This is a genomic window from Psychrobacter sp. 1Y6 (assembly GCF_052258385.2).
GTDB lineage: Bacteria > Pseudomonadota > Gammaproteobacteria > Pseudomonadales > Moraxellaceae > Psychrobacter.
This window is the reverse complement of sequence record NZ_JBQQEW020000001.1, coordinates 725,067-747,834: the sequence shown is the minus strand read 5'-3', so window position 1 is coordinate 747,834 and position 22,768 is coordinate 725,067. Positions and strand designations below refer to the sequence as shown.

The 22,768-nt window shown below is 44.2% G+C and carries 20 protein-coding genes; 15 read left to right on the top strand and 5 right to left on the bottom strand.

All coding sequences use genetic code 11. The features are described from left to right. Positions 1–480 precede the first annotated feature (480 nt). The 5 genes from ACTXGF_RS16800 (at position 481) to ACTXGF_RS16780 (ending at position 5,001) form a co-directional block, all read left to right on the top strand. On the top strand, positions 481–756 hold the full coding sequence (locus ACTXGF_RS16800) for a Trp family transcriptional regulator (RefSeq protein ID WP_443534438.1): 276 nt from the start codon (positions 481–483) through the stop codon (positions 754–756). A gap of 100 nt (positions 757–856) precedes the next feature. Then, complete coding sequence (locus ACTXGF_RS16795) at positions 857–2,275, top strand: anthranilate synthase component I family protein (RefSeq protein ID WP_443534440.1); 1,419 nt, start codon at positions 857–859, stop codon at positions 2,273–2,275. Positions 2,276–2,347: 72 nt separating this feature from the next. Continuing rightward, positions 2,348–2,995: an anthranilate synthase component II gene (locus ACTXGF_RS16790; protein WP_394124925.1), complete on the top strand. Its 648-nt coding sequence runs from the start codon at positions 2,348–2,350 to the stop codon at positions 2,993–2,995. A 6-nt stretch (positions 2,996–3,001) separates the two neighbouring features. Continuing rightward, positions 3,002–3,748, top strand: a complete 747-nt coding sequence (locus tag ACTXGF_RS16785) for a lysozyme inhibitor LprI family protein (protein ID WP_443534442.1) — start codon at positions 3,002–3,004, stop codon at positions 3,746–3,748. A 299-nt stretch (positions 3,749–4,047) separates the two neighbouring features. Then, entirely contained in the window at positions 4,048–5,001 is a 954-nt protein-coding gene (locus ACTXGF_RS16780) for an EamA family transporter (RefSeq protein WP_443534444.1), read from the top strand. 381 nt (positions 5,002–5,382) lie between these two features. Here ACTXGF_RS16780 and ACTXGF_RS16775 read toward each other — a convergent pair whose 3' ends face one another. The 4 genes from ACTXGF_RS16775 to ACTXGF_RS16760 form a co-directional block, all read right to left on the bottom strand. Then, positions 5,383–6,126: an amino acid ABC transporter ATP-binding protein gene (locus ACTXGF_RS16775; protein ID WP_443534446.1), complete on the bottom strand. Its 744-nt coding sequence runs from the start codon at positions 6,124–6,126 to the stop codon at positions 5,383–5,385. A gap of 59 nt (positions 6,127–6,185) precedes the next feature. Continuing rightward, complete coding sequence (locus tag ACTXGF_RS16770; RefSeq protein WP_057762590.1) at positions 6,186–6,929, bottom strand: amino acid ABC transporter permease; 744 nt, start codon at positions 6,927–6,929, stop codon at positions 6,186–6,188. Between the two features lie 14 nt (positions 6,930–6,943). After that, positions 6,944–7,780, bottom strand: coding sequence for an amino acid ABC transporter substrate-binding protein (locus ACTXGF_RS16765; RefSeq protein ID WP_057761253.1), 837 nt, complete (start codon positions 7,778–7,780; stop codon positions 6,944–6,946). 429 nt (positions 7,781–8,209) lie between these two features. Continuing rightward, positions 8,210–8,965, bottom strand: coding sequence for a UTRA domain-containing protein (locus ACTXGF_RS16760; protein WP_443534449.1), 756 nt, complete (start codon positions 8,963–8,965; stop codon positions 8,210–8,212). A 343-nt stretch (positions 8,966–9,308) separates the two neighbouring features. On the opposite strand from ACTXGF_RS16760, the gene hutU reads away from it, so the two are divergent. The 5 genes from hutU to hutI all read left to right on the top strand — a co-directional run bounded on the left by hutU (position 9,309) and on the right by hutI (position 16,872). Further along, positions 9,309–11,018, top strand: coding sequence for a urocanate hydratase (hutU, locus tag ACTXGF_RS16755; RefSeq protein WP_443534450.1), 1,710 nt, complete (start codon positions 9,309–9,311; stop codon positions 11,016–11,018). A 70-nt stretch (positions 11,019–11,088) separates the two neighbouring features. Next, on the top strand, positions 11,089–12,453 hold the full coding sequence (locus ACTXGF_RS16750) for a YjiH family protein (RefSeq protein WP_443534452.1): 1,365 nt from the start codon (positions 11,089–11,091) through the stop codon (positions 12,451–12,453). Between the two features lie 398 nt (positions 12,454–12,851). Beyond that, positions 12,852–14,414 (top strand): histidine ammonia-lyase, encoded by a 1,563-nt coding sequence (gene hutH, locus ACTXGF_RS16745; RefSeq protein ID WP_443534454.1) that lies wholly within the window; start codon positions 12,852–12,854, stop codon positions 14,412–14,414. Between the two features lie 23 nt (positions 14,415–14,437). Then, entirely contained in the window at positions 14,438–15,496 is a 1,059-nt protein-coding gene (gene hutG / locus ACTXGF_RS16740) for a formimidoylglutamase (RefSeq protein WP_443534456.1), read from the top strand. A gap of 62 nt (positions 15,497–15,558) precedes the next feature. Continuing rightward, positions 15,559–16,872: an imidazolonepropionase gene (gene hutI, locus ACTXGF_RS16735; protein ID WP_443534458.1), complete on the top strand. Its 1,314-nt coding sequence runs from the start codon at positions 15,559–15,561 to the stop codon at positions 16,870–16,872. Between the two features lie 287 nt (positions 16,873–17,159). On the opposite strand, the gene gdhA is transcribed toward hutI, so the two are convergent. Then, positions 17,160–18,506, bottom strand: a complete 1,347-nt coding sequence (gene gdhA / locus ACTXGF_RS16730) for an NADP-specific glutamate dehydrogenase (RefSeq protein WP_443534459.1) — start codon at positions 18,504–18,506, stop codon at positions 17,160–17,162. A 622-nt stretch (positions 18,507–19,128) separates the two neighbouring features. Here gdhA and ACTXGF_RS16725 point away from each other — a divergent pair. From ACTXGF_RS16725 to ACTXGF_RS16705, 5 genes are all read left to right on the top strand, one after another. Further along, positions 19,129–19,491: a roadblock/LC7 domain-containing protein gene (locus ACTXGF_RS16725; protein ID WP_010201036.1), complete on the top strand. Its 363-nt coding sequence runs from the start codon at positions 19,129–19,131 to the stop codon at positions 19,489–19,491. Between the two features lie 176 nt (positions 19,492–19,667). Next, positions 19,668–20,162 (top strand): PAS domain-containing protein, encoded by a 495-nt coding sequence (locus tag ACTXGF_RS16720; protein ID WP_101205202.1) that lies wholly within the window; start codon positions 19,668–19,670, stop codon positions 20,160–20,162. A gap of 3 nt (positions 20,163–20,165) precedes the next feature. Beyond that, positions 20,166–20,915, top strand: a complete 750-nt coding sequence (locus tag ACTXGF_RS16715) for a PhnD/SsuA/transferrin family substrate-binding protein (RefSeq protein WP_443534461.1) — start codon at positions 20,166–20,168, stop codon at positions 20,913–20,915. Positions 20,916–21,039: 124 nt separating this feature from the next. Next, positions 21,040–21,663, top strand: coding sequence for a hypothetical protein (locus tag ACTXGF_RS16710; RefSeq protein WP_443534463.1), 624 nt, complete (start codon positions 21,040–21,042; stop codon positions 21,661–21,663). A gap of 140 nt (positions 21,664–21,803) precedes the next feature. Continuing rightward, entirely contained in the window at positions 21,804–22,418 is a 615-nt protein-coding gene (locus ACTXGF_RS16705; protein WP_102090409.1) for a hypothetical protein, read from the top strand. Positions 22,419–22,768 lie beyond the last annotated feature (350 nt).

The window sequence follows — 22,768 nt, the reverse complement described above, 5'->3', positions numbered from 1 at the left end:
ACTGTCAGAAATTAGAATGTTTAGAATTATTTTTAAAGGCTGTCGTCAAACAACCCTTAAAATAGTGCCTACCAGAAGATTAAATACCTTAAAAACACATAACTCATCATGCGAATAACATGATTAATGTTAATGATAATGATTAGCGTTTAAATAATGAGAGGCATAATAACGAAGTATTAACACTTTGGCAATAATTAATGTAATAAATTCTCTGTTTTAGCTCTTAATATACTGAGAGAGTGCAAAAATGCTTCTGCACTAGCCGTAGATATAGCATTCAATATAATTCTGGCTATGTATTAAGGCTATACGTAGTCAGGCGTAGGAACTGATCACGTTTATAGCAGTCTGTTATTAACTTAGTTCATCACTTGTTTTTTTTGTACTACTGTACTAGAATACTGAAACAAGATAGTTCTCAGCGAAAAATCGCTCAACAAGCGACCTATCTATTTTCTTTGGCTAAGATTATCTATTATGACTACCGATCCTTATCAGAGCTTAGTGAAACATTTGACCAACTGTACTGATAGCGCAGATATCGAAAAGCTGCTCAGTGCCCTGCTGACCGATAAAGAACAGCATGACATTGCCAATCGTATTCGCATTTTTGACTTGCTAGATCGTGGCATCACCCAACGTGATATCTCTGAGCAGCTAGGGGTTGGTATCGCCACTGTCTCTCGCGGTGCCAAGGCCAAGCAAAGCCATGATGTCAGCGCGTTACTGACCACTCATAGAGAGCACTCTTAGCCTCTAACGACCATACTATCTAGCTTTTCACTGACGAAACTTATACTTATTAATCGACACATATTAATCAACACATATTTGAACCATTCCGGACTTTGTTATGACCTCTAGTACTCGCACACAGACCAAGCCTACTCCTATCGATATCCCGAGCAAACCACAACGTATCAAACTGACGCAAGATATCGATTTTTTTGCATTATTCAAACGTATCGAAAGCGCGTTTGATACCTGCTATTTACTCGAATCATTAGGTGAAGACAGCCATATCTCGCGCCATCATGCGATTGGCTTTGACCCTGTGACGACTATCGCCGCATTAGATCGCAATACGCTTGCGATTACCGACAATAAAACCGCTGAGACAAGCCATTATCAAACCGACAACCCTTATCAACTGCTGCGTGACATAACGCCGCAGCATATCATCGCTCGTGATCAAAGCGGTGGTCTGGTCGGGTATTTGGGTTATGACTGCGTGAATTTCTTTGAACCTAGTCTCAATGCAAAAGCCAGTGAAGACTTTGAACCATTTAAGTTTGGCGTGTATTTAGATGGATTGACCCTAGATAAGATGACTGGGGAAATCTTTTATTTTTATTACCCAACTGCCCAACAAGAAAACCGCATCGAGCAAATCAAAGCCCTACTCGATGAGCCAACGCCTAGCTATGAAGCGCCTAAAGTTGAATTTTTAGGTGATGGTATGAGCCAAGAAGAGCATGCCAATGTCGTCATGCAAGTTAAAGAAGATATCATCGCTGGGCGTATTTTTCAGTGCGAAGTAGGCTTTAAATCTAAATATCGTATTGCCGGTGACAAGATGCCGATTTATGAAAAGTTGCGTGCCGTTAACCCATCGCCGCATATGTACTTTATGAAATTTGCGCAGCAGTGCATCATTGGTGCTTCTCCTGAGCTGCTATTCCGCTTGCGTCAGGGTGAAATGGAAACCTATCCGCTCGCAGGAACTGCCAAGCGCGGTGCGGACGTGATTGAAGACCGTAAGCTTGCCCGCGCCTTGCTCAACGATGACAAAGAGATTGCCGAGCACAATATGCTAGTCGATTTGCATCGCAATGATATTGGCCGTGTGGCACGATTTGGTACGGTAAAAGTACGTAGCTTGATGGATATCAAACGCTTCTCTCACGTGCAGCATATTTCTTCTGAGATCGTTGGTATCCTGCATCCTAACGAAGATATGTTTAGTGCCCTTGCTAGCAATTTCCCTGCTGGTACGCTATCAGGCGCACCTAAAGTAGAAGCCATTAAAGTGATTAATGAGCTAGAGCCGGATGGTCGCGGTGCTTACGGTGGTGCATTAGGCTCGTTCAATTTTAATGGTGATTGTATCTTTGCCATTCCAATTCGCAGCCTCTTTATCAATGGCGAGTCTGCCTACGCTCAAACTTGTGGTGGTAACGTTTACGACTCCAACCCAGCAGATGAATACTTAGAGATTCAGCGTAAACTGTCGGCGATGAAAGTCGTGTTAGATAGCTTTATGCAATCATAATTGAAGCCAAACATACCGCATAAATTGACCATATTTTACCTAGCACTATTTTTACAAAAGAGTTTATGACCCATGAATGTTTTAATTATCGATAACTACGACTCGTTTACCTTCAATCTCTACCAGTATGTGGGCGAGATTCTCCAAACCTTAGACAGTAATAAAGAAGCTAGCGTCATCGTTAAGCGCAATAACGAAATAACCTTAGCAGATGTAGAAGCGATGAATCTTGATAGAATTATCATTTCGCCTGGCCCTGGCTCCCCTGACGATCCGGCGTACTTTGGCATCTGTGCAGAGGTGATCGAGACACTGGGCAAAACTGTGCCGCTATTAGGCGTTTGCTTGGGTATGCAAGGCATTGCTCATGTATTTGGCGGTGACGTGGTACGCGCCAGTGTGCCGATGCATGGCAAAGTCTCATCAATTCGCCATGATAACTCAGGTATCTATCAAGGTTTACCACAAGAGCTTGAGATCATGCGCTATCACTCACTGGTGGTAAAAGCCGACACTATACCAAGCTGTCTGACAATTACCTCAGTAGTCGCTAATGACAGCCGTGCTGAATTGAGCTTTGCTGAGTCAGCATTGACTGGTGATGAGATTATGGGACTGGCGCACAAAGAGTACCCAATCCAAGGCGTACAGTTTCATCCTGAGTCGTTTGCCACTGAAGGCGCTAAGCGATTGCTGAGTAATTTTTTGCTGCAGGTATAAACCTATATGTCCGTCTCCATGTCTAGCTCAAGCCTAAATACATCCAACTTACTTAGACGTACTGCGTTGCTCTTGAGCCTAATGCTAGTGACCTCTATCAGTTCGGCTGTAGCACCTGTACAGGCAAACTTTACAATGGGTATGGACATCCAAGGTCAACGTCTTAACCTTTATGAGAGCTGTGCAGAAGGAAGTGTTACTTGCAACAATATGCTGCTAGTCGCTCCCGATTTAGGACGGCTATTGCAGACAACACAAGGACCTAGTAAGTCGCCCTATGCTGTCAAATACTACTCTGCGCAAACCAAGCATAGCTTATGTAAAGATGGCATGACCCCGTGTCGATTTCAGGGTTATATCTTTGAAGGCGAAGATTTTGAGGGGTTTATAGATACATCGAACCATGAGATATCTATAAGAAGTAAATGGACAGTCGATACCTATAGTGCCACCTACAAAGAAAACGCGACTTATCTGCCATTAGCATCACAAGCTGCTCTGATTGATCAGATATATAATACGTCTGATAAAGCATTGAATGAAAGCTACAGAGTAACGCGAAATGAAGTCAGACGCTTGTACGGTGAGGATATGGCGGCTGACCTTAAAAAAGAACAGACTCAGTGGATAAAACAGCGCTCACAAAATTGCGGAGCTGATACGGATCATCTACCAAGAACCCAAGTGGAAAAAGTGTGCTTTATTCAGCGAAATGCTCTCCAAGAGCAAACATTCTTTTTATGGATTGATTAACAGAGACTGTAGAAATAAAAAAGTGATGCGAACAAGAATATGATATGAGTTAATGATTCGATATTGTTTAGGTTATTTAGCAAACGCTAGCCATTTTTTAGCCGTTTAAATAACTATTGACTAAATTTAGCACATGCCCTAGTAGTCATTTATTATCTTTTAGTGATAGACTCAAAAGAACAAACAAAAGACAGCCTTTAATCAGGTTGTCTTTTCTTATTTCAGCATTGCTTGGAGAGGTTGTATCAATAGCAATCTTACAACATCTTGTGGCACTTAGATCGTAAGAAGAAAACAGTATGGCAAACATCGACAACGGAATGACGAACCATTCGCATCAATCATGGCTAGGCACCATTCAAATCATCACGGCTGCTATCTGCTGGGGTACGCTGGGTATATTCTCGACTTACCTAAACCAAATTGGATTTAGTGGTTGGCAGGTAACGATATTACGCATTGTCACGGCGGCCTTTATTATTTTAGCCATGCTACCAACACTGTGGCCCCACCTTATCAAGTTACAGCCAAAACAATGGCTTGGACTGGCGATGCAGTCGTTAATAGGTGTCCTTGGCATGTCGGTCTGCTATTTTTTTGCGGTCAGCTACGTTGGTGCCGGCCCTGCCGTTGCCTTACTCTATACCGCGCCCGTATTTAGCTTATTGTTCTCAAAACTCTTACTGAGCGAGTCTATTACTCGGAAATCAGTCTTGCTAGCATTGATGGCAGTATTTGGTGTGGGATTGACCATGTTAGGCGAGCAAGCAAAAGTTAACTGGGGTATTTTACTCGGCCTATCAGCGGGAATGTGTTATTCGTTATATGGCGTATTGGGCAAGCGCGCGATGCATTACGCTCACCCTGCCCCTCTGGTATTTTTCACTTCCATTATCATTAGTGCTGGCGTACTACTGCTCCTGCCTGAGACCTATAACACTTATGGTCAGCTACTAGATCTGCCCTTAATGACTTGGGGCTATGTTTTAGGATTGTCACTGCTGGGAACCGTCGTGCCATTTGGGCTATATATGAAGGCATTGGAAAAGCTGCCCGCCACTCGTGCATCGGTATTTACGATTTTCGAGCCATTGACTGCGATTGCGCTCGCGATGCTGTTACTGCATCAATCTTTGTCTTGGATTCAATATCTGGGCGTGGCGCTTATTTTGCTGGCGGCTTTATTAAATGCTGTGTTAAATGGTACCGCCACTCGCGTACCTCGCTGGTTAAAACAACGACAAAAAATATAGTATTACTGTCTATTCAGTTAGGGTCTGTTGAACATTCAAATATTAGGGCTGCTGATTGCTAAAATTGCACTAAATTAGGCGCAAGCCGACGATAATGTCGAGACCTTAACTAGGATTGCAACAACGTTTGGGGTGATTTTAGCATCAGCCTTTCAGGGCAGTACTATTTTCTGCCAATATATGGCGAAATTATTTAACCTAGAATGACTAGGTGTCAAAAATTTCACTGCATATTGTCTAAAAAATAGTGACTGCCAGCACCACATTTGAATGTTCAACAGACCCTAAAATACGTCCCATTTATTTCGATAAAAAAAGCCCCAACCATAGCATCATGATTGGGGCTTTTTTGTTTGATTACTTACGCAAAAACAAACGTTTTTACTGCTCAATACGTTGCAAAAATGCCTGCGTACGAGGATGCTTTGAGTCTTCAAATAGCTGCTTGGCACTGCCTTCTTCGACGACATGACCGTCTTCAATCAGTACAACATGATCAGCAACGTCACGAGCAAAGTTGATTTCGTGAGTCACTACGACCATCGTCCAACCTTCAGAGACGAGCTGTTTCATCGTCTCAAGCACATCCTGTACCAACTCTGGATCAAGCGCAGAGGTTGGCTCATCAAACAGTAAGAGCGATGGCTCAATAGCCAGCGCACGGGCAATACCAATACGCTGCTGCTGACCACCAGATAGCTGGAATGGATAGAGATCTGCTTTGTCCGACAGTCCAACTTTCTCAAGCAGTACCAATGCCTGCTCACGGGCTTGTGCTTTACTCTGCCCTTGTACCACTGTAGGCCCAAGCATCAAGTTTTCAATGGCTGTCTTATGGGGAAACAAGTTATAAGACTGAAACACCATACCTGACTTACGCTGTAAGGCTAGTAGCGTTTTTTTGCTTGGCTTAGTCGCAAAGTCGACGCTCAAGCTATCGTCATCAAAAGCAATCACACCTTGATCAGGAATCTCTAGCGCATTTAAACAACGCAAAAAGGTGGTTTTACCCGATCCTGAAGGTCCTAATATTACGACCACTTTGCCTTTGTTAATGGTCAAGTCGATGCCTTTTAACACCTGATTGCCACCAAAGGCTTTATGAATATTAGTGACTTTGATCATAAAAATTCCTGTTGTGCTAGGGCGTGTCTATTGAGCCATAATTTATTTTACTACGTAGCTTATTTTGCTACATAACGGTCTAGCCGAGTTTCAAGCTTGCCTTGGATAAAGGTCAAGAACAGACAAATACCCCAGTAGATAATCGCGGCTTCGGTATAGACCAACATAAACTCATAGTTACGAGCTGTGATAATCTGCGCTTGTTTGAACAGCTCAGTGACCAGTACCAGTGAAGCAAGTGAGGTATCTTTTACCAGACTAATAAAGGTATTGGATAACGGCGGCACCGACACTCGAAGTGCCTGCGGTAAAATCACATGACGAAAAGTCTGTAGATACGTCAAGCCAACCGTCGAGCCTGCTTCCCACTGCCCTTTTGGTATCGACAAAATCGAGGCACGCACTGTCTCCGATGCATAAGCACCGATGTTCAGTGAAAACGCAATAATCGCTGAGGGAAAAGGATCGAGCTTCACCCCGACACTTGGCAGACCATAAAAAATAATAAACAGCTGAACCAGCATCGGTGTACCGCGAATGGCGGACACATAGACACGAGCGAGCCGATAGATGATTTCATGGAACCAAGTGGCACGCGGAATGATACGAATCAATGCCACTGTCAGTGCAATGGCCATACCAATCGCAAATGAGATCAACGCCAGCGGTATCGAATAATAGATACCGCCTTTGAGCATTGGCCAAAACGACGAGATGACAATCTGCGCTCGATCAGGACTCATAAATGGCAGTACTGCCAATAAGTCCGCGAACCATGATGTAGACATTACAGAAGCTGACATGATAGAAACTGACATTATTTTTGTTGACTTATATCAGCACCAAAGAACTGTTCGCTAAGCTTAGTTAGCGTACCTTCAGCCGCCAATTCAGCCATTGCTTCATCCAGTTTTGCTACGACTTCATCATCACCTTTGATAAGCACTAGGCCTGAACCACGTAACTCACTAGCAGGTGCAGTCAGTTTAATCTCAAGATCAGAATCTGGGAATTTTTTGAGATAATCCAATACCGCCAGATTGTCATTCATCGTAAAATCAGCACGGTCCTGCTTCACTAATTGAATCGCTTGCGCCATACCGTCGACAGGAACGATCTCTGCACCATAACGCTCTGCCAACTCACCGTAGTTACTGCTAAGTGATTGCGCAGTACGTAGGCCTTTTAGACCTTCCCACGAGCTATAACGGTTGTCATCAGTAGGTGCCAATACGACCGCACCTGACCAGCTATAAGCCATTGCTTTGTCATACTTTGCTTTACGCTCAGGCGTGGTCAAACTGACTTGGTTAGCCACCATATCAAAGCGTTTTGAATCCAAACCAGCCAACATCGCATCCCATTGAGTTTCTTTAAACTCAACGTCTACGCCCAGTTTATCCGCGACTGCACGCGTTACTTCAACATCATAACCCGTTAGTTTGCCGCTCTCATCATGGTACGTGAACGGAGGATAAGTACCCTCTGTACCGACGTTGATGGTGCCGCCGTTGTTGATACGTTGTAGTAAATCAGAACCGCCTGTTGCAGCGCTGTCAGTTGCACTGGTATCGGCTTCGTTGGTAGTAGATTGACCACAAGCGGCAAGGAACATAGTGCTGGCGGCAAGGGCTAAAAGAGTACGACGTTTCATAAGACGTCCTTATAAGAGTGAATGAATAAAGTAAAAACACATAATGCTAATAAAATATATGGTACTAATAAATAGGACAAGCCGACACAGAAGAACAATATAAGCTCCTCTATGATATTCGGCTTTGGTTGCCCGATTTGAGGCTATTTGGGCTATTTTTCAATACTGTTTCTATATTATATTTTAATTTTTAACGGTTGTTCAAATATTCTGACGAGTTTAATTAGCGCCAATTGCTATCTTATTAAATAGCAGCTTATGGATATAGTATCTCACTTTGGACAAAAAAACGTACAAAATCAGTGAGCATACGTAAGGTATAGTCAGTTCAATATAATTTCGACACAAGGAAACCGAGTGCAAGTTATACATGAGTATGCTTAGCGAGGATGAGGATGTAGCAGATTGATATAGGCTTGACTATATCTGCTACAACTCGCCTGAGAACTGATAGCGATCACCCGCATGCCACATTTTTACAAAGGTAACGACTTGGCCAGCTGAATAGGTCTGCCGACGCAGCACAAGCGTTGGTGACTGCGGCGCAATTTGCAAAAATTCAGCTATTTCATCAGGGGCCGCCAATGCTCTGATAGTATAGCTGCCACTCTCTAGAGGACTTTTGGCAATTAAGTAATCACTGGTATTGACCACACTAAAGTCCTGATCGATAAACTTCGGCACTTTTTTGGCATCGACCCAGCGTTCTTCAAACTGTATGGGCTGACCATCGGCAAAGTGAATAATTTTTACTTCATACAGGACAGCTTCATCACTAGCATCTGTCTGAGCGCTTGTATTAGCAGGCACAGACTCTTCATTAATACCAAACTTACGACGCAATTCATTATCGAGCATATCAGCCGTAATAGCACGCTTACTCACGACCTGTGCCTCATAGTCGCGATTGGCCGACTTTAAATCCTCAGCGATGTTGCGTACCTCAACAAACGTATGATTGAACTGCTGCTGCGCGACAAACGTGCCCGACCCTTGTCGACGCTCTAACACCCGCTCCTCGCTCAGCTCTTTTAGCGCACGGTTGACCGTCATTCGTGACACACCAAACTCTTCAGCCAATGCCATTTCTGTCGAAATCGCGTTGCCTGCTTGCCACTTACCAGAATGAATATTGTCTAGTATGGCGTTTTTTATGCGTTGATACGCCGGAATCGTCTTTGTCATATCCGCCTTTGACCGTCAGTTTTGCTAATAGGAATAACCACATAATATCACGAGACCACTGTGCAAGCCTTAGTCAAAATGTCTGAGCGTTCAGTATTAACTAGGGCATTTTTCAACTCACTCGATAGTTATCTAAATCGGCTGAGTGAATGACAGAAACAATCAGCTCACGAAAAAAAAACCTTGCATGAAAAAAGTATCTTTGATAATTTGTATATACAACTTTACGATAGTATCGATAATCTAGCCACTTTAGCAAGCAGTTAAGTGCACTCTTAGACTGATCGTAAACCACTCACTTTAATTGCCCAATCGACTTAAAAGATTTCACAAGGATTTGACCATGACTACTGATAGCAATAGCAAAAAACCTACTCGACGCGATGAGAGCCGTAATATCGCTGCGCCTACTGGCTCTACGCTACATTGCAAAAGCTGGCTGACCGAAGCCCCTTATCGTATGCTGCAAAACAACCTGCATCCTGATGTGGCGGAAAACCCAAAAAGTCTAGTCGTCTATGGTGGTATCGGACGCGCAGCCCGTAACTGGGAAAGCTACGATCGAATCCTAGAGTCGCTAAAAGAATTAGAAGATGACGAGACATTATTGGTGCAGTCTGGCAAACCCGTCGGCGTGTTTCAAACGCATGAAAATGCCCCGCGCGTCTTAATCGCCAATTCAAACCTTGTGCCGCGCTGGGCAACGTGGGAGCACTTCAACGAGCTCGATCGCAAAGACTTAATGATGTATGGCCAAATGACCGCTGGTAGCTGGATTTATATCGGTACGCAAGGCATCGTCCAAGGTACTTATGAGACTTTTGTAGAAGCGGGTCGTCAGCACTATGATGGCAGCTGGGCGGGTCGTTGGATTTTGACCGCTGGTCTTGGCGGTATGGGCGGCGCGCAGCCATTAGCTGCTACCTTTGCAGGAGCAACTTCGTTAAACATCGAGTGTCAGCAGTCTAGTATTGATTTCCGTTTGCGTACGGGTTATGTCGATAAGCAAGCAGACGACCTTGACCATGCTTATGAGTTAATCAAACAACATACGGACGCTGGCGAAGCTGTCTCTATCGCCCTACTTGGTAATGCCGCAGACATCTTACCTGAAATGGTCAAGCGTGCTAATGCTGGTGGCATGAAGCCTGACTTAGTCACCGATCAAACCTCAGCGCATGACTTGATCAATGGCTATCTACCAAGCGGTTGGACGGTCGAAGAATGGAAAGCTGCTCAAGAAGATCCAGAGCAACATGCCGCCCTCACTAAAGCAGCCGCTCTGTCTTGTGCCGTACACGTCCAAGCGATTTTAGACTTGCAAGCAATGGACATTCCAGCGACTGATTACGGTAATAACATCCGTCAGGTCGCTTTTGATGAAGGGGTTAAAGATGCCTTTAACTTCCCAGGTTTTGTCCCTGCATATATTCGTCCGCTATTTTGCCAAGGTAAAGGCCCATTCCGCTGGGTAGCGTTATCAGGCGATCCAGAAGATATCTATAAGACTGATCAGAAAATTAAAGAGCTATTCCCTGAAAACAAACATATCCATCGCTGGTTAGATATGGCAAAGGAGCGTATTCAGTTCCAAGGCTTGCCTGCTCGTATCTGTTGGTTGGGGCTTGGTGAGCGTGACAAAGCAGGTTTGGCATTCAATGAAATGGTCAAAAACGGTGAACTAAAAGGCCCAATCGTTATTGGTCGTGATCACTTAGACACGGGTTCTGTCGCCAGTCCAAACCGTGAAACAGAGAGTATGAAAGACGGCTCAGACGCGGTATCTGATTGGGCACTATTGAACGGCATGCTGAACGTGGCAGGCGGCGCGACGTGGGTATCACTACATCATGGCGGCGGTGTTGGCATGGGCTACTCGCAGCACTCAGGTATGGTCATCGTCGCAGACGGTACGGACGCTGCAGCCAAACGCTTATCGCGAGTACTGGTCAATGACTGCGGCTCAGGCGTTATGCGCCATGCAGATGCAGGTTATGAGCTGGCGATTAAAACAGCGAAAGACTATGGTCTAAATCTGCCAATGATCAAATAGTTTGTTCCTTGTCTTTATACGCCGTAGCTGGGTATAAGGACATAATCGGCGTCTTATCAAGGAGGATAATATGATTGAGCAAAATACGACATCTAGTCTGAACGATGAAAGTATAACGACATCATCGAAAAAACTACTATCAACCCCTATTGCATTAATACAGCTGATCGTATTCAGTGCGATCGGTTTGGTGATGTTTTTTGTGCCATTTACCATTGGCGAGAAAAGCACGATTTTGTTCGATCATGGTGCGACCTATCTGGTGACTCAGCAGCATACTTTGTCCGTTACGCTATTGTTTTTACTCATGCTCTATGGCGTGAGTAAACCATTTATCGACGGCTCATGGCGCAAAAATATCACCCATATGATTATGACTACTTTTAAAATTATTGGTCTGATACTGGCAGTGATGTATGTGGCTGACGTAGCGCCTGCCTTTATGATGGAAAAGGACATGCTGCCTTTTCTGTTTGAAAAACTGGCCTTACCAGTCGGTATGATTGTACCGCTTGGGGCGTTGATATTAGCATTCTTGGTTGGTTTTGGCTTACTAGAAATGGTTGGTGTGCTCATGCAGCCGATTATGAAACCTGTTTGGAAAACCCCAGGTTCATCAGCGATTGATGCTGTTGCTTCCTTTGTCGGCAGCTACTCCATTGGCTTACTCATCACCAATCGTGTGTACTTGCAAAAGCAATATTCAGCGCGTGAAGCCATTATCATTGCGACTGGGTTTTCGACTGTATCAGCGGCGTTTATGGTTATTGTTGCCAAAACGCTTGGTCTGATAGAGTTCTGGAATATGTTCTTCTGGTCTACGCTAGTAATTACCTTTATTGTTACTGCGATTACTGCTCGTATTCCGCCTATCAGTCTCTTTGATGATCATGTCGAACGTCCCGCTTTAGATCATAAAGGTCGTACACGGCTAGCTGCAGCATTTGACTTGGGATTATCCACTTCGCGCCGTGCCACTGACCTCAAACAAATCTTGTGGTCTAACTTTCGTGATGGCCTGACGATGGCAGCCGCCATTGTGCCATCTATCATCGCGGTCGGCTTAACAGGATTACTATTAGCAAAATATACGCCCGTATTCGATGCGTTGGGCTTGCTTCTCTATCCCTTTACATGGCTTGGCGGCCTACCAGAACCGCTAGTCGCTGCCAAAGGCATGTCAGCGGGATTGGCTGAGATGTTCTTGCCAGCATTACTACTAAGTGAGGCAGATATTCTGACACGCTATGTCGCAGGGGTCATCTCCATCAGCAGCGTGCTGTTCTTCTCAGCCATGATTCCGTGTGTGCTTGCAACCGAGATTCCAGTCTCTGTTGGCAAAATGGTCATCATTTGGTTCGAGCGCGTGGTACTTAGTATTTTATTGGCTGCGGCTTTCGGACATCTGGCTATGTACTTCAACTGGATTGGCTAAAAAACTCAAACTCAATAATAGATATTTCGTTGATCAAAAACCTTTCAACAACTTCATTTTAATAAAGATACTAGGGCGTGTCCTCAATTCAAACGAGTGTCCTCTAAATGGGCTAAAAACAACTAAATTTTGCCAAAAATCGTCAAATAGTTGGTCAATATCTCGATATTATCTGCACTATTTTCCTTGTTTGACGGCAATTTATCTCATTTTTATCACCATTTTTAAAATGAGGACACGCCCTAAACAAAAATAATATAACCCATATAGTCGATTCAATTTAAAAGTAGTACAAGGCAACCGAGTGTAGATGTATATGTGATACTTCAAGCGAGGTTAACGCTGTAATACTTTTATAGTGGAATGACTATATGACTTACAATACTAGGACTACCTATATGAGCAATATCAAACAACTAACCCTACATCCTCGCCAGCTTAGCTTTGAAATGCTACGTGATATCTACGAGCAGCCTGTCATATTGACACTACCTGAGAGTGCTTATGAGGCGATAGATGCCTCGCACGAAGATGTGCGTACCATCATTGCACGAGACAAAAGCGCTTATGGTATCAATACTGGTTTTGGCCTACTTGCTAAGACACGTATCAGTGATGATCAGCTTGAGCTACTTCAGCGTAACCTGATCGTTTCTCACTCAGTGGGCACGGGTGAAGCTCTCCCTGCAGGCGTGGTACGACTGATTATGGTGATGAAAGTCGCCAGTCTGGCGCAAGGTGTCTCTGGTGTACGCCGCGAGGTGGTAGATAGTTTACTGGCCTTAATCAACAACCAAATCACACCCAATATCCCAGCCAAAGGATCAGTTGGTGCCTCTGGTGACTTAGCGCCATTATCACATATGACGCTTGCGATGATGGGTGAAGGTGATGTGTTTGTTGCTGGTAAAAAAGTGCTTGCTGCTGACGCCCTAGCACAGCATGGACTTGAGCCTATTACTCTTGCAGCCAAAGAAGGCCTTGCACTTATCAACGGTACACAAGTATCAACTGCACTGGCATTACGTGGTTATTTCTTAGCGCGTGATTTGCTTGAGACCGCTACCATCGTCGGCTCACTGTCAATTGATGCAGCAAAAGGCTCGGACTCACCATTTGATGCGCGTATTCACGAAGTACGTGGCCATCATGGTCAAATCGAAATCGCCAAAGCACACCGTCAGCTAATCAAAGGCAGTGCTATTCGTGCCTCACATGACGGTGAGCAAGACGATAGAGTTCAAGACCCTTACTGCCTACGCTGCCAACCGCAAGTCATGGGTGCCTGTCTTGATATCATCAACCAAGCAGGAAAAACGCTACTCATCGAATCCAATGCCGTAACTGACAACCCACTTATCTTTAATAACGAAGATGGGCCAGTTGCTATATCAGGTGGTAACTTCCATGCTGAGCCAGTCGCTTTTGCCGCTGATATTTTAGCCTTAGCAATCGCTGAGATTGGCTCTATGTCTGAGCGCCGTGTCGCTTTGCTAATCGATGCGACGCTATCAGGTGGCTTACCGCCATTCTTGGTTGATAATGCTGGGGTAAACTCAGGATTTATGATTGCTCATGTGACCGCGGCAGCACTGGCTTCAGAGAATAAATCTATCGCCCATCCAGGCAGTGTCGATAGTATCCCGACTTCTGCCAACCAAGAAGATCATGTATCTATGGCCACCTATTGCGCACGCCGCCTATACGAAATGGCACAAAACACTGCCACCATTATTGGTATTGAGCTATTAGCTGCTGGTCAAGGTATCGACTTTCATCTCGGACTAGACACCTCAGAGCCGTTGACAGTCGTGCATCAAAAACTACGTGAGCAAGTGACTTTCTATGATAAAGATCGCTACCTCGCCCCTGATATCGAAGCAGCCAAACAGCTAGTACTAGACGGTACGCTTGCTGAACATTGGCAGTCACTACGCAGCGATTGGTACGAGTCTAAATAAAGATCAATAAGCGGAGAGCAGCGATGAGCATAGCGAGAACAGCAGCACCGAATACCACACCCATTAGCCATACACCTGCTGATATGACCGAGTGGACAGGTCGTGCAGAGCCATTTGAGACTACGCGTGCCCGCTATTGGTATCAGCTTACTCAGCCTTATGAGGATCAAAATATTGGGCTAATTGGCTTTGCCTGTGATCAAGGCGTCAGACGTAATCAAGGCCGCGTAGGTGCTAGAGCTGCTCCACCATTGATTCGTCGAGCTTTTGCTACGCTGCCAGTCATCGCTGATTTGCAACAACGTTTTGATGGTCAATTATCAGCCTTATTGGGTGATGTTGGCGACGTTCATTGTGATGATAATGATGGCTTTGCCGAGAGCACCCTTGAGCAAGCTCAGATCAAATATGCTGATGAAGTGAGTACTATCATTAAGCAAGGTGGATTACCCATCGGGCTTGGTGGCGGTCATGCCATCGCTTATGGTAGCTTTTTGGGATTATGGCAGGCTTTAGAAAATACAAGCGAAGCAACTATCAGCACAAACACAGCGCCTACTATCGGAATTATTAATTTCGATGCTCATCTTGATATTCGTCAGTCTAATGTGGCGACCTCTGGCACACCATTTCGCCAGATTGCCGAGCATCTTGACGCACATGGTCAGCCCTTTCATTATTGCTGTATTGGCGTCAGTCGCTTTTCTAATACGGCAGCGCTCTTTGATCGTGCCGAGCAATTGGGCGTACAGGTTATCAGTGATGAAGACTGTCATTATCAGCCTTGGAATATACTTTCTGAGCGTGTCAAAAGCTTTGTAGATCAGGTCGATATAATATATCTAACCATCGACATGGACTGCTTACCTGCCAGTGTCGTTCCAGGTGTAAGCGCACCTGCCGCCTTTGGTATTGAGCTGGGTTTCGTTGAGCGTATGGTCAAAACCATCATGGCATCAGGCAAAGTAAAAATGGCAGACATTGCTGAGATTAACCCTACCTTTGATATTGACAGTCGTAGCTGCAAAGTCGCTGCTCGCTTACTGGCCACTATTGTAGAGCAGCACTTACTTAGCGCCTAGGTCTTACAAACAAAGATCTTAAGACAAAAGATCACTCGCCTCCCAATAATTAGGAGCCTATTATGAATGAATCAGAAAATTTTAAAGAGCAGACGCTCGACGAATCTACTATGACATCGTTTGATCAACTCATTATCAATGCCAACATTGCGACGTTTTCAGCGAACTATGGTTTCGATATTTACGATAATTCAGATGCTAATAATATCCCATACGGTCAGTTAGAGAACGCGGCTATTGGTATCAAAAGTGGCAAAATCGCTTGGATTGGGGCACATGACCAAATCGATACTCATCTGCCTAAATATCAAGATAGCCAAATCACAGATGTAGATGGTAAATGGATAACTCCAGGGCTTATCGACTGTCATACGCATATTGTCTATGGCGGCAACCGCAGCAATGAGTTCGAAGCGCGATTGCAGGGCGTTAGTTATCAAGATATTGCTGCACAAGGCGGCGGTATTGTCGCGACGGTCAGTGCTACCCGCGCCGCCAGTATTGAATCGCTATTTGCCCAAAGTGAAAAACGCTTAATCGCACTTATGAAAGAAGGTGTCACCAGTATCGAAATCAAGTCAGGTTATGGCTTGGACTTGGACACTGAACGCAAAATGCTCACGGTCGCTCGTCAGCTAGGAGAAAAATACGACATCCATGTAAGTACCACGTATTTGGCGGCTCATGCCTTGCTACCTGAGTATAAAAATCGTGCAGATGACTATATTGAGCAAGTCTGCGAGTGGCTACCCATTCTACACTCAGAAGGCTTAGTCGATGCGGTCGACGGTTTCTGTGAAAACATCGCCTTTAGCACAGAGCAAATCAGACGAGTGTTTGAAGTAGCTCGCTCATTAAATCTACCAGTCAAACTGCACTCTGAGCAGCTGTCTGATATAGGTGGTAGTGCCTTAGTTGCTGAATATAAAGGACTATCGAGCGATCATCTAGAGCACTTGTCAGAAGAAGACATCAAAAAAATGGCCGCTAGCAATACCGTTGCCGTGATATTGCCAGGGGCGTTTTATACGCTACGTGACACCAAGTTGCCGCCGATTGACGCACTACGCAAACATCAAGTTCCCATGGCAATTTCAACCGACTGTAATCCTGGCACCTCACCGTTAACATCGCTGTTGTTGGCGATGAATATGGGCTGTACGCTATTTTACTTAACCACTGAAGAGGTTTTGGCAGGAGTTACTGTTCACGCAGCACAAGCTTTAGGACTACCGAATAAAGGTAAAATAGAAGTGGGCTGTGATGCTGATTTGGCACTATGGGATATCGCCCGTCCTGCTGACTTGCCCTATCAGATGGGACTAAACCCTATCCAAGGCATTGTGGTTCAAGGTAAATGGCGCGACACAATATAATCAACCTACCTTTGTTTATCTCAATTAAAAAAGCCCCAATCATTCAGTGACTGGGGCTTTGCTATTTGTCCGTATGAACCAACTACTAGGGCGTGTCTTCAATTCACTCGATAGTCATCTAAATGGGCTAAAAATGGCTAAATCTTGCCAAACATCGTCAAACAGCTGGTTAATATCCCGATATTATCTGCGCTATTTTTCTTGTTTAACGGCAATTTATCTCATTTTTATCACCATTTTTGAAATGAAGACACGCCCTAGAGCATGTTTAACCCTTATAAGTAAGACTAGTTCAAAATACCAAAAGCGACCAACGCATCAGCTACACGTTTGAAACCAACCATATTGGCACCAGCCATATAGTCGATATAACCATTGTCAGTTTGACCATACTCTGCTGAAGCGTTCGCAGCACTGTCGTGGATATCTTTCATAATACCTTTTAGACGCTCATCGACTTGTTCAAAGGTTTGATACTGACGGACAGAGTTTTGCGACATTTCAAGCGCAGATACTGCTACCCCGCCCGCATTAGCAGCTTTACCAGGTGCATAATGAACACGGTGCAAACGGATACAATCAATTGCTTCCGCAGTGAGCGGCATATTAGCGCCCTCCACCACATACTTCACGCCATTTTCGACCAATAATTTGGCATCAGCTTCATTGACTTCATTTTGAGTAGCGCATGGAATCGCAATATCAGCTTCAAACTGCCACGGTTTCTGTTTGGCAAGCCACTCGCCACCATAAACATCAATATACTCTGCTAAAGGCTTGTTTTGCTGCTTTTGTTTTTTGAGCCAATCAATTTTTTCTTGATTGAGGCCATTTTCATCATGCAACGTCCCTTGTGAATCAGAGACAGTTATTGCCATACCACCTAGCGCATTCACTTTTTCGGCAGCATGCAATGACACATTACCCGCCCCTGATATCAGCACCCTTTTGCCTTGAAGCGTATCGTTCTGAGCGATGAGCATGTTTTCTAAGAAGTAGACTGCACCGTAGCCAGTCGCCTCTGTACGCATCAAGCTGCCACCAAAGCCCACGCCTTTGCCAGTGATAACCCCTGTTGATTCACGCGTCAAATTCTTATACATCGCAAACATATAGCTAACTTCTCGACCACCGACGCCGATGTCACCAGCAGGCACATCCATGTCTTTGCTCACGTAATGATGTAGCTCACGCATAAAGGCATAGCAAAAACGACGTATCTCGCTGTCTGTTTTACCTTTAGGATCGAAATCTGACCCACCTTTACCGCCGCCAATCGGTAAGCCAGTTAGGGCATTTTTAAAAATCTGCTCAAAGCCTAAGAACTTTAATACGGATTGATTGACGGTAGGATGGAATCTGAGACCGCCTTTATAAGGGCCTAGAGCATTGCAAAACTGCACACGCCAACCACGATTGACTTGTACCACGCCTTGATCATCTTCCCAATTGATACGAAAGCCAAATACCCGATCAGGCTCTACCAAACGCTCGAATACCTTTAACGTACTATATTCAGGATGCGCATCGTATAAAGGTTGAATCGTAATTGCCACCTCTTTTACTGCTTGAATGAATTCAGGCTGATGGGCATAACGTGCTTCGACTTTTTGGATGGCTTCACTGATGCTCATGTATTTCTTCCTTAGGATAAAACTGGTGATAGTAATTATTTACATCGACGCTACAACATATTGAGTAAACGAAAGGACTATAAACGTTGATGTAAAACTGAAATCGCCCCTATACAAGATTATGTATAGAGACTGATAGGATCAAAAAAGCTGACTCAATTTGTATTTTTATAATGTATTTAGAAGTGTCAACATTTATCCCCTCATGACTGTATATCATTTTTGAGACTTATAAGTCTAGTAAATATCTTCATCATAAGAATCTATAAGCGATTTTTGTTAGCTAAATTTCAGCGGCTCCGTTTGATAGCAATGGTGGACATTAATCTATAGTTACAAAGAATATTTCTATTCAAAAAAAATACCAAGGATCTTGCTAGGTCTTCAACCGCTCATCGACTAGGCATAATAAAAAACCACCGTTTTCCTCAAAAAATAAAGATAAAGGGTAATGATTTGATGACAAAAGGCACAAAAGTCCAAAAAATTTACTTTTAATTGGGCAAATGTATATCAATATTATTAGTAAGGATTTATAATACCCTTTTTTAAACAGGGTTATTTTTGACTAACTTCATTAGCTCATAAATAAAAAACCAATCACCAGTACAGAGAAAGCGATATGCGTACAGATTCATTTCAGCAGATATTGGAAGACTTAAACAGTTCATCAGCAGATGTTGAAGCATCTGCCCTAATCTCTAACGATGGTCTTATGATTGCTTCAGCTCTACCAACCGGCGTGGATGAAGATCGCGTGGGTGCTATGTCAGCAGCATTATTATCATTGGGTGATCGTGCAGGACGCGAGTTGGCACGCGGTAGTATTGATCGCATTATGATTCAAGGCGAAAAAGGCTATGTGATCATGACCTCATCAGGCGATGAAGCAGTACTCACCATCATGGCAAAACCCAATGCCAAGCTTGGCTTGATATTCCTAGATATTAAGCGCGCCTCAGAAGCGTTGGCAAAGCTCATTTGATTAGCGACTGCTTATCGAATTTATTAGCTTTTAATTACTATAAACATAGTTGGTTCAATATAATTTGAATATAAGAAAACCGAGTGAAAGTACTACAAGTAGTAGGCTAAGCAAGGCTGACACCGTATCCAATTTATAGAGGATTGACGATATAACGATCAACGAAGGAGATGACCATGGGTTCTCCAATCCCTGATGCACACAAACCCGATATGCCTGCTGAGCAAATCACGATGACTTATCATGATGGCACGTCACGGACTGTCTATGATACTGGTATAGAGCGCCCCTACCCAGACGGTAAGCTGATTGTCTCGCGTACCAATCTCGACGGTATCATCACTCACGTCAACGACGCCTTTGTCGAAATCAGTGGCTATCATGTAGATGAACTAATTGGCCAACAGCACTATATTTTGCGTCATCCTGATATGCCAAAAGCCGCCTATAAAGACTTATGGAGTACGGCTGAGTCTGGACAAAAATGGCATGGCTATGTCAAAAATTTATGCAAAGACGGAAGTCATTATTGGGTCTATGCCACTGTGGTGCCTAACGTGCGTCGCGGCGAAACCGTCGGCTACACCTCGGTACGACGCAAACCATCACGCAGCAAAATTGAAGCGGCGATGACTCAATATGCCCAAATGAAACAAGATGAGGAAGGCTAAGTCATGACGACACACAATATGTTAATCGCCCCTGATTTTTCGCCTGATCGCTTTGCAGGCTGGCACATGTTCAACACCTTGATTCAAAAACGTGCCAACTTAAACATGCATCTCAATATTCCTGCCTCTCACGCTGAGCAAGAGCAGGTCATTGATGCTGGTGACATTCAAATTATTTACGCCAACCCTTTTGATGCAGCCACTCTCATCCGAGAGCAAGGCTATCGAGCCATTGCGCGACCTATCGGTAAATCTGACGAGATGATCATTGCAGCCGCTGCCAATAGCACTATCAGCCGTTTGGAAGACATTCAAGCAGGGGCTAATGTCGCGATGGCTGACAACCGAGATGTCAAACTGATTGGTTTGCGATTGCTAGAAGCCGTCGATATAGACGCCTCTGATCTCAACTGGGATGTGACCGAGACCTATCAAGCGGCTGCCCGCAAAGTCATCAAAGGTGAAGCCCATGTCGCGTTCTTTTTGGCAGAGATTTTTCATAGCTTTTCACGCTTGACCAAGACTCAGCTATCGGTACTTATCGAAAGTGACTTGGCTGATATCAGTCATGTACTCCTTGTTAAAGAAGACTTTCCCGATGCGCAAATCTTTCTAGAAGCCATCCTCAATTTGCATAACGATGCAGATGGTAAAGAAGCATTGGCTGAGCTTGGCATGCCTCAAGGATTTGAGCCAATGAGCGAAGAAGATGCCGAGTTTATGATTGATTTGATGCAAACGTTATTGGACTAATCGCTCAATCATTGTATTGATATCAAGCGCTATTTTGCGAGATGAAGTCATCGTTTGTCGTATGACATCATTATCACTGAAGCAAGCACCGTCGTAATAATAGCGATGACAGGAGGGTATTATTATGTCTGATTCAGACCTGATCAAAGAAAATGAAAGAGTCGCGCACCGAGTATTTCGGTTTTACTCTCGTAAAGTATTTCTGGCACCCAATAACCGTCACTTTCATGAGCAGCGTATCAATGCAGCTTTGTTATTGACGGAGAAAGAGCCGCTACAGGGTGCAATGGCTGACTTTTTTTATGGGTGCTGGTTTGATATCCCATACGATGTAAACAATCTGTTTACTCGTATCAAAGATCGTTTGTATCCTCATGTCCAGCAAGGCTTTCGCGAGTGTATTGATAAAAAAAGATACATCCAGCGCAATAGTATGTTGGCCACTCGTTGGAGTGTGCTGATATCCCCTTCTCTCAATGAGCAAAAGCAACGACTACGTATCAGCAGCGACGATGCCCGAGAAATTGCTAAAGATATCACCACTGAGCTGATGCAAGCGCGTGAGGACAAAGACTGGGGTACGATCGAGCAAATCGAAAATGAGTTTTTTGCCCATTGTACTGCGCGCAATGATCGTCTCGCATTTTCGCTGGTATGGTTTCGCTTGGGTAGAAGTGATTGGCAGTTCGATGCACGTTGGGACAACTGCCAACAACATCTCGATCAAACTATAGTCAAATCCATATAAATCCGCTACATCGTCATCCTCGCTAAGCATATTAATGTATAACTTACGCTCGGTTTCCTTATATCGAAATTATTTGAACTCAACGATATGAAAGCCTAATTTGTCACCTATTAATCACTTTTATCATAATGGTAGTTACTATGTCCTCTTACTTAAATGCTGATAAAACCTATCTTACCCTGACGCCAGCTGGTATTTTTGAGGCGTTTTCACAGAACGAACCAACTGATGAGCAGTTGGCATTACAGGATTTGCTGTCTTATGATCAGACACTGCTCGCTGCTGACTGGCTTCAGCGTTATTCTGAACAATGGCTACAAGGCTTTATCGAACAAGGTTGGATTGAAAAGCTGTCGCTGTTTTTACCAGCGCCTAACTTACCATTGGACCAGTTTTTGCCTTATGTCGTGGCGAGCTTATCTGGTAAACGCCGTGCCGCGATCGGCTCTGATGAAGGGTTTTGTTTGGCACGAGTGGGCTATAGTCAAGAAGAAGCGGACATGCTCAGTGTCGCCGCCGCTGATTTTTCAGGCTTTATGCTTCGCCAAAAGCAACGTGGGTGGGCGGTAGAAAGCCAAGCCATCTCGTTTTTTCAGCAGGTCGACCTACTCATTCCTGAGACCAGCTTTGTATTTTTATGGATAGATAACGCAGGCTACGTCCTCATCATCGATGGTGAACCTCTGACCAACAGTCGTGCCTTTGTAGAGTTAGTATGGGCCCTTAAAACGTCTGGATTGAGATTTCTTAACTGATTTAATTAGCTTAGTTGATTCCACTGTATCGTCTGATTTGATGCTTAAGCTCAATCTTTTACGCGAGCATAAGCAGTGCGCTCAATTATAGCCAAGCACACTACTTATGCTTATATGAAATTTTTCGTACCATTTTTATCTGTATCACTCTTTGATATCGGCTAACTCTATGCAGCAATAACAATACTCTCAGAATTAACAATAACTTGTCAGAATTTAGGTCATACTCTTCTCATACACTTAGGTATTTTCTTGCCACAACTTAAGTTGCCACAAATCTCTAATCATTCAAACATCTATACAGCTTCCAACATTTTAATTATCTTTTTCAACGTTGTACCCTACCGAAA

What these genes read in the sequence shown, in the direction of transcription:
- ACTXGF_RS16790 (WP_394124925.1), top strand. Translation starts at nt 2,348, where the DNA reads ATGAATGTTTTAATTATCGATAACTACGACTCGTTTACCTTCAATCTC.
- ACTXGF_RS16760 (WP_443534449.1), bottom strand. Translation starts at nt 8,965, where the DNA reads ATGACAAAGACGATTCCGGCGTATCAACGCATAAAAAACGCCATACTA.
- ACTXGF_RS16710 (WP_443534463.1), top strand. Translation starts at nt 21,040, where the DNA reads ATGTCTGATTCAGACCTGATCAAAGAAAATGAAAGAGTCGCGCACCGA.
- ACTXGF_RS16800 (WP_443534438.1), top strand. Translation starts at nt 481, where the DNA reads ATGACTACCGATCCTTATCAGAGCTTAGTGAAACATTTGACCAACTGT.
- hutG (WP_443534456.1), top strand. Translation starts at nt 14,438, where the DNA reads ATGAGCATAGCGAGAACAGCAGCACCGAATACCACACCCATTAGCCAT.
- ACTXGF_RS16725 (WP_010201036.1), top strand. Translation starts at nt 19,129, where the DNA reads ATGCGTACAGATTCATTTCAGCAGATATTGGAAGACTTAAACAGTTCA.
- hutI (WP_443534458.1), top strand. Translation starts at nt 15,559, where the DNA reads ATGAATGAATCAGAAAATTTTAAAGAGCAGACGCTCGACGAATCTACT.
- hutH (WP_443534454.1), top strand. Translation starts at nt 12,852, where the DNA reads ATGAGCAATATCAAACAACTAACCCTACATCCTCGCCAGCTTAGCTTT.
- hutU (WP_443534450.1), top strand. Translation starts at nt 9,309, where the DNA reads ATGACTACTGATAGCAATAGCAAAAAACCTACTCGACGCGATGAGAGC.
- ACTXGF_RS16780 (WP_443534444.1), top strand. Translation starts at nt 4,048, where the DNA reads ATGGCAAACATCGACAACGGAATGACGAACCATTCGCATCAATCATGG.
- ACTXGF_RS16765 (WP_057761253.1), bottom strand. Translation starts at nt 7,780, where the DNA reads ATGAAACGTCGTACTCTTTTAGCCCTTGCCGCCAGCACTATGTTCCTT.
- ACTXGF_RS16715 (WP_443534461.1), top strand. Translation starts at nt 20,166, where the DNA reads ATGACGACACACAATATGTTAATCGCCCCTGATTTTTCGCCTGATCGC.
- ACTXGF_RS16750 (WP_443534452.1), top strand. Translation starts at nt 11,089, where the DNA reads ATGATTGAGCAAAATACGACATCTAGTCTGAACGATGAAAGTATAACG.
- ACTXGF_RS16795 (WP_443534440.1), top strand. Translation starts at nt 857, where the DNA reads ATGACCTCTAGTACTCGCACACAGACCAAGCCTACTCCTATCGATATC.
- ACTXGF_RS16775 (WP_443534446.1), bottom strand. Translation starts at nt 6,126, where the DNA reads ATGATCAAAGTCACTAATATTCATAAAGCCTTTGGTGGCAATCAGGTG.
- ACTXGF_RS16720 (WP_101205202.1), top strand. Translation starts at nt 19,668, where the DNA reads ATGGGTTCTCCAATCCCTGATGCACACAAACCCGATATGCCTGCTGAG.
- ACTXGF_RS16785 (WP_443534442.1), top strand. Translation starts at nt 3,002, where the DNA reads ATGTCCGTCTCCATGTCTAGCTCAAGCCTAAATACATCCAACTTACTT.
- ACTXGF_RS16705 (WP_102090409.1), top strand. Translation starts at nt 21,804, where the DNA reads ATGTCCTCTTACTTAAATGCTGATAAAACCTATCTTACCCTGACGCCA.
- ACTXGF_RS16770 (WP_057762590.1), bottom strand. Translation starts at nt 6,929, where the DNA reads ATGTCAGCTTCTGTAATGTCTACATCATGGTTCGCGGACTTATTGGCA.
- gdhA (WP_443534459.1), bottom strand. Translation starts at nt 18,506, where the DNA reads ATGAGCATCAGTGAAGCCATCCAAAAAGTCGAAGCACGTTATGCCCAT.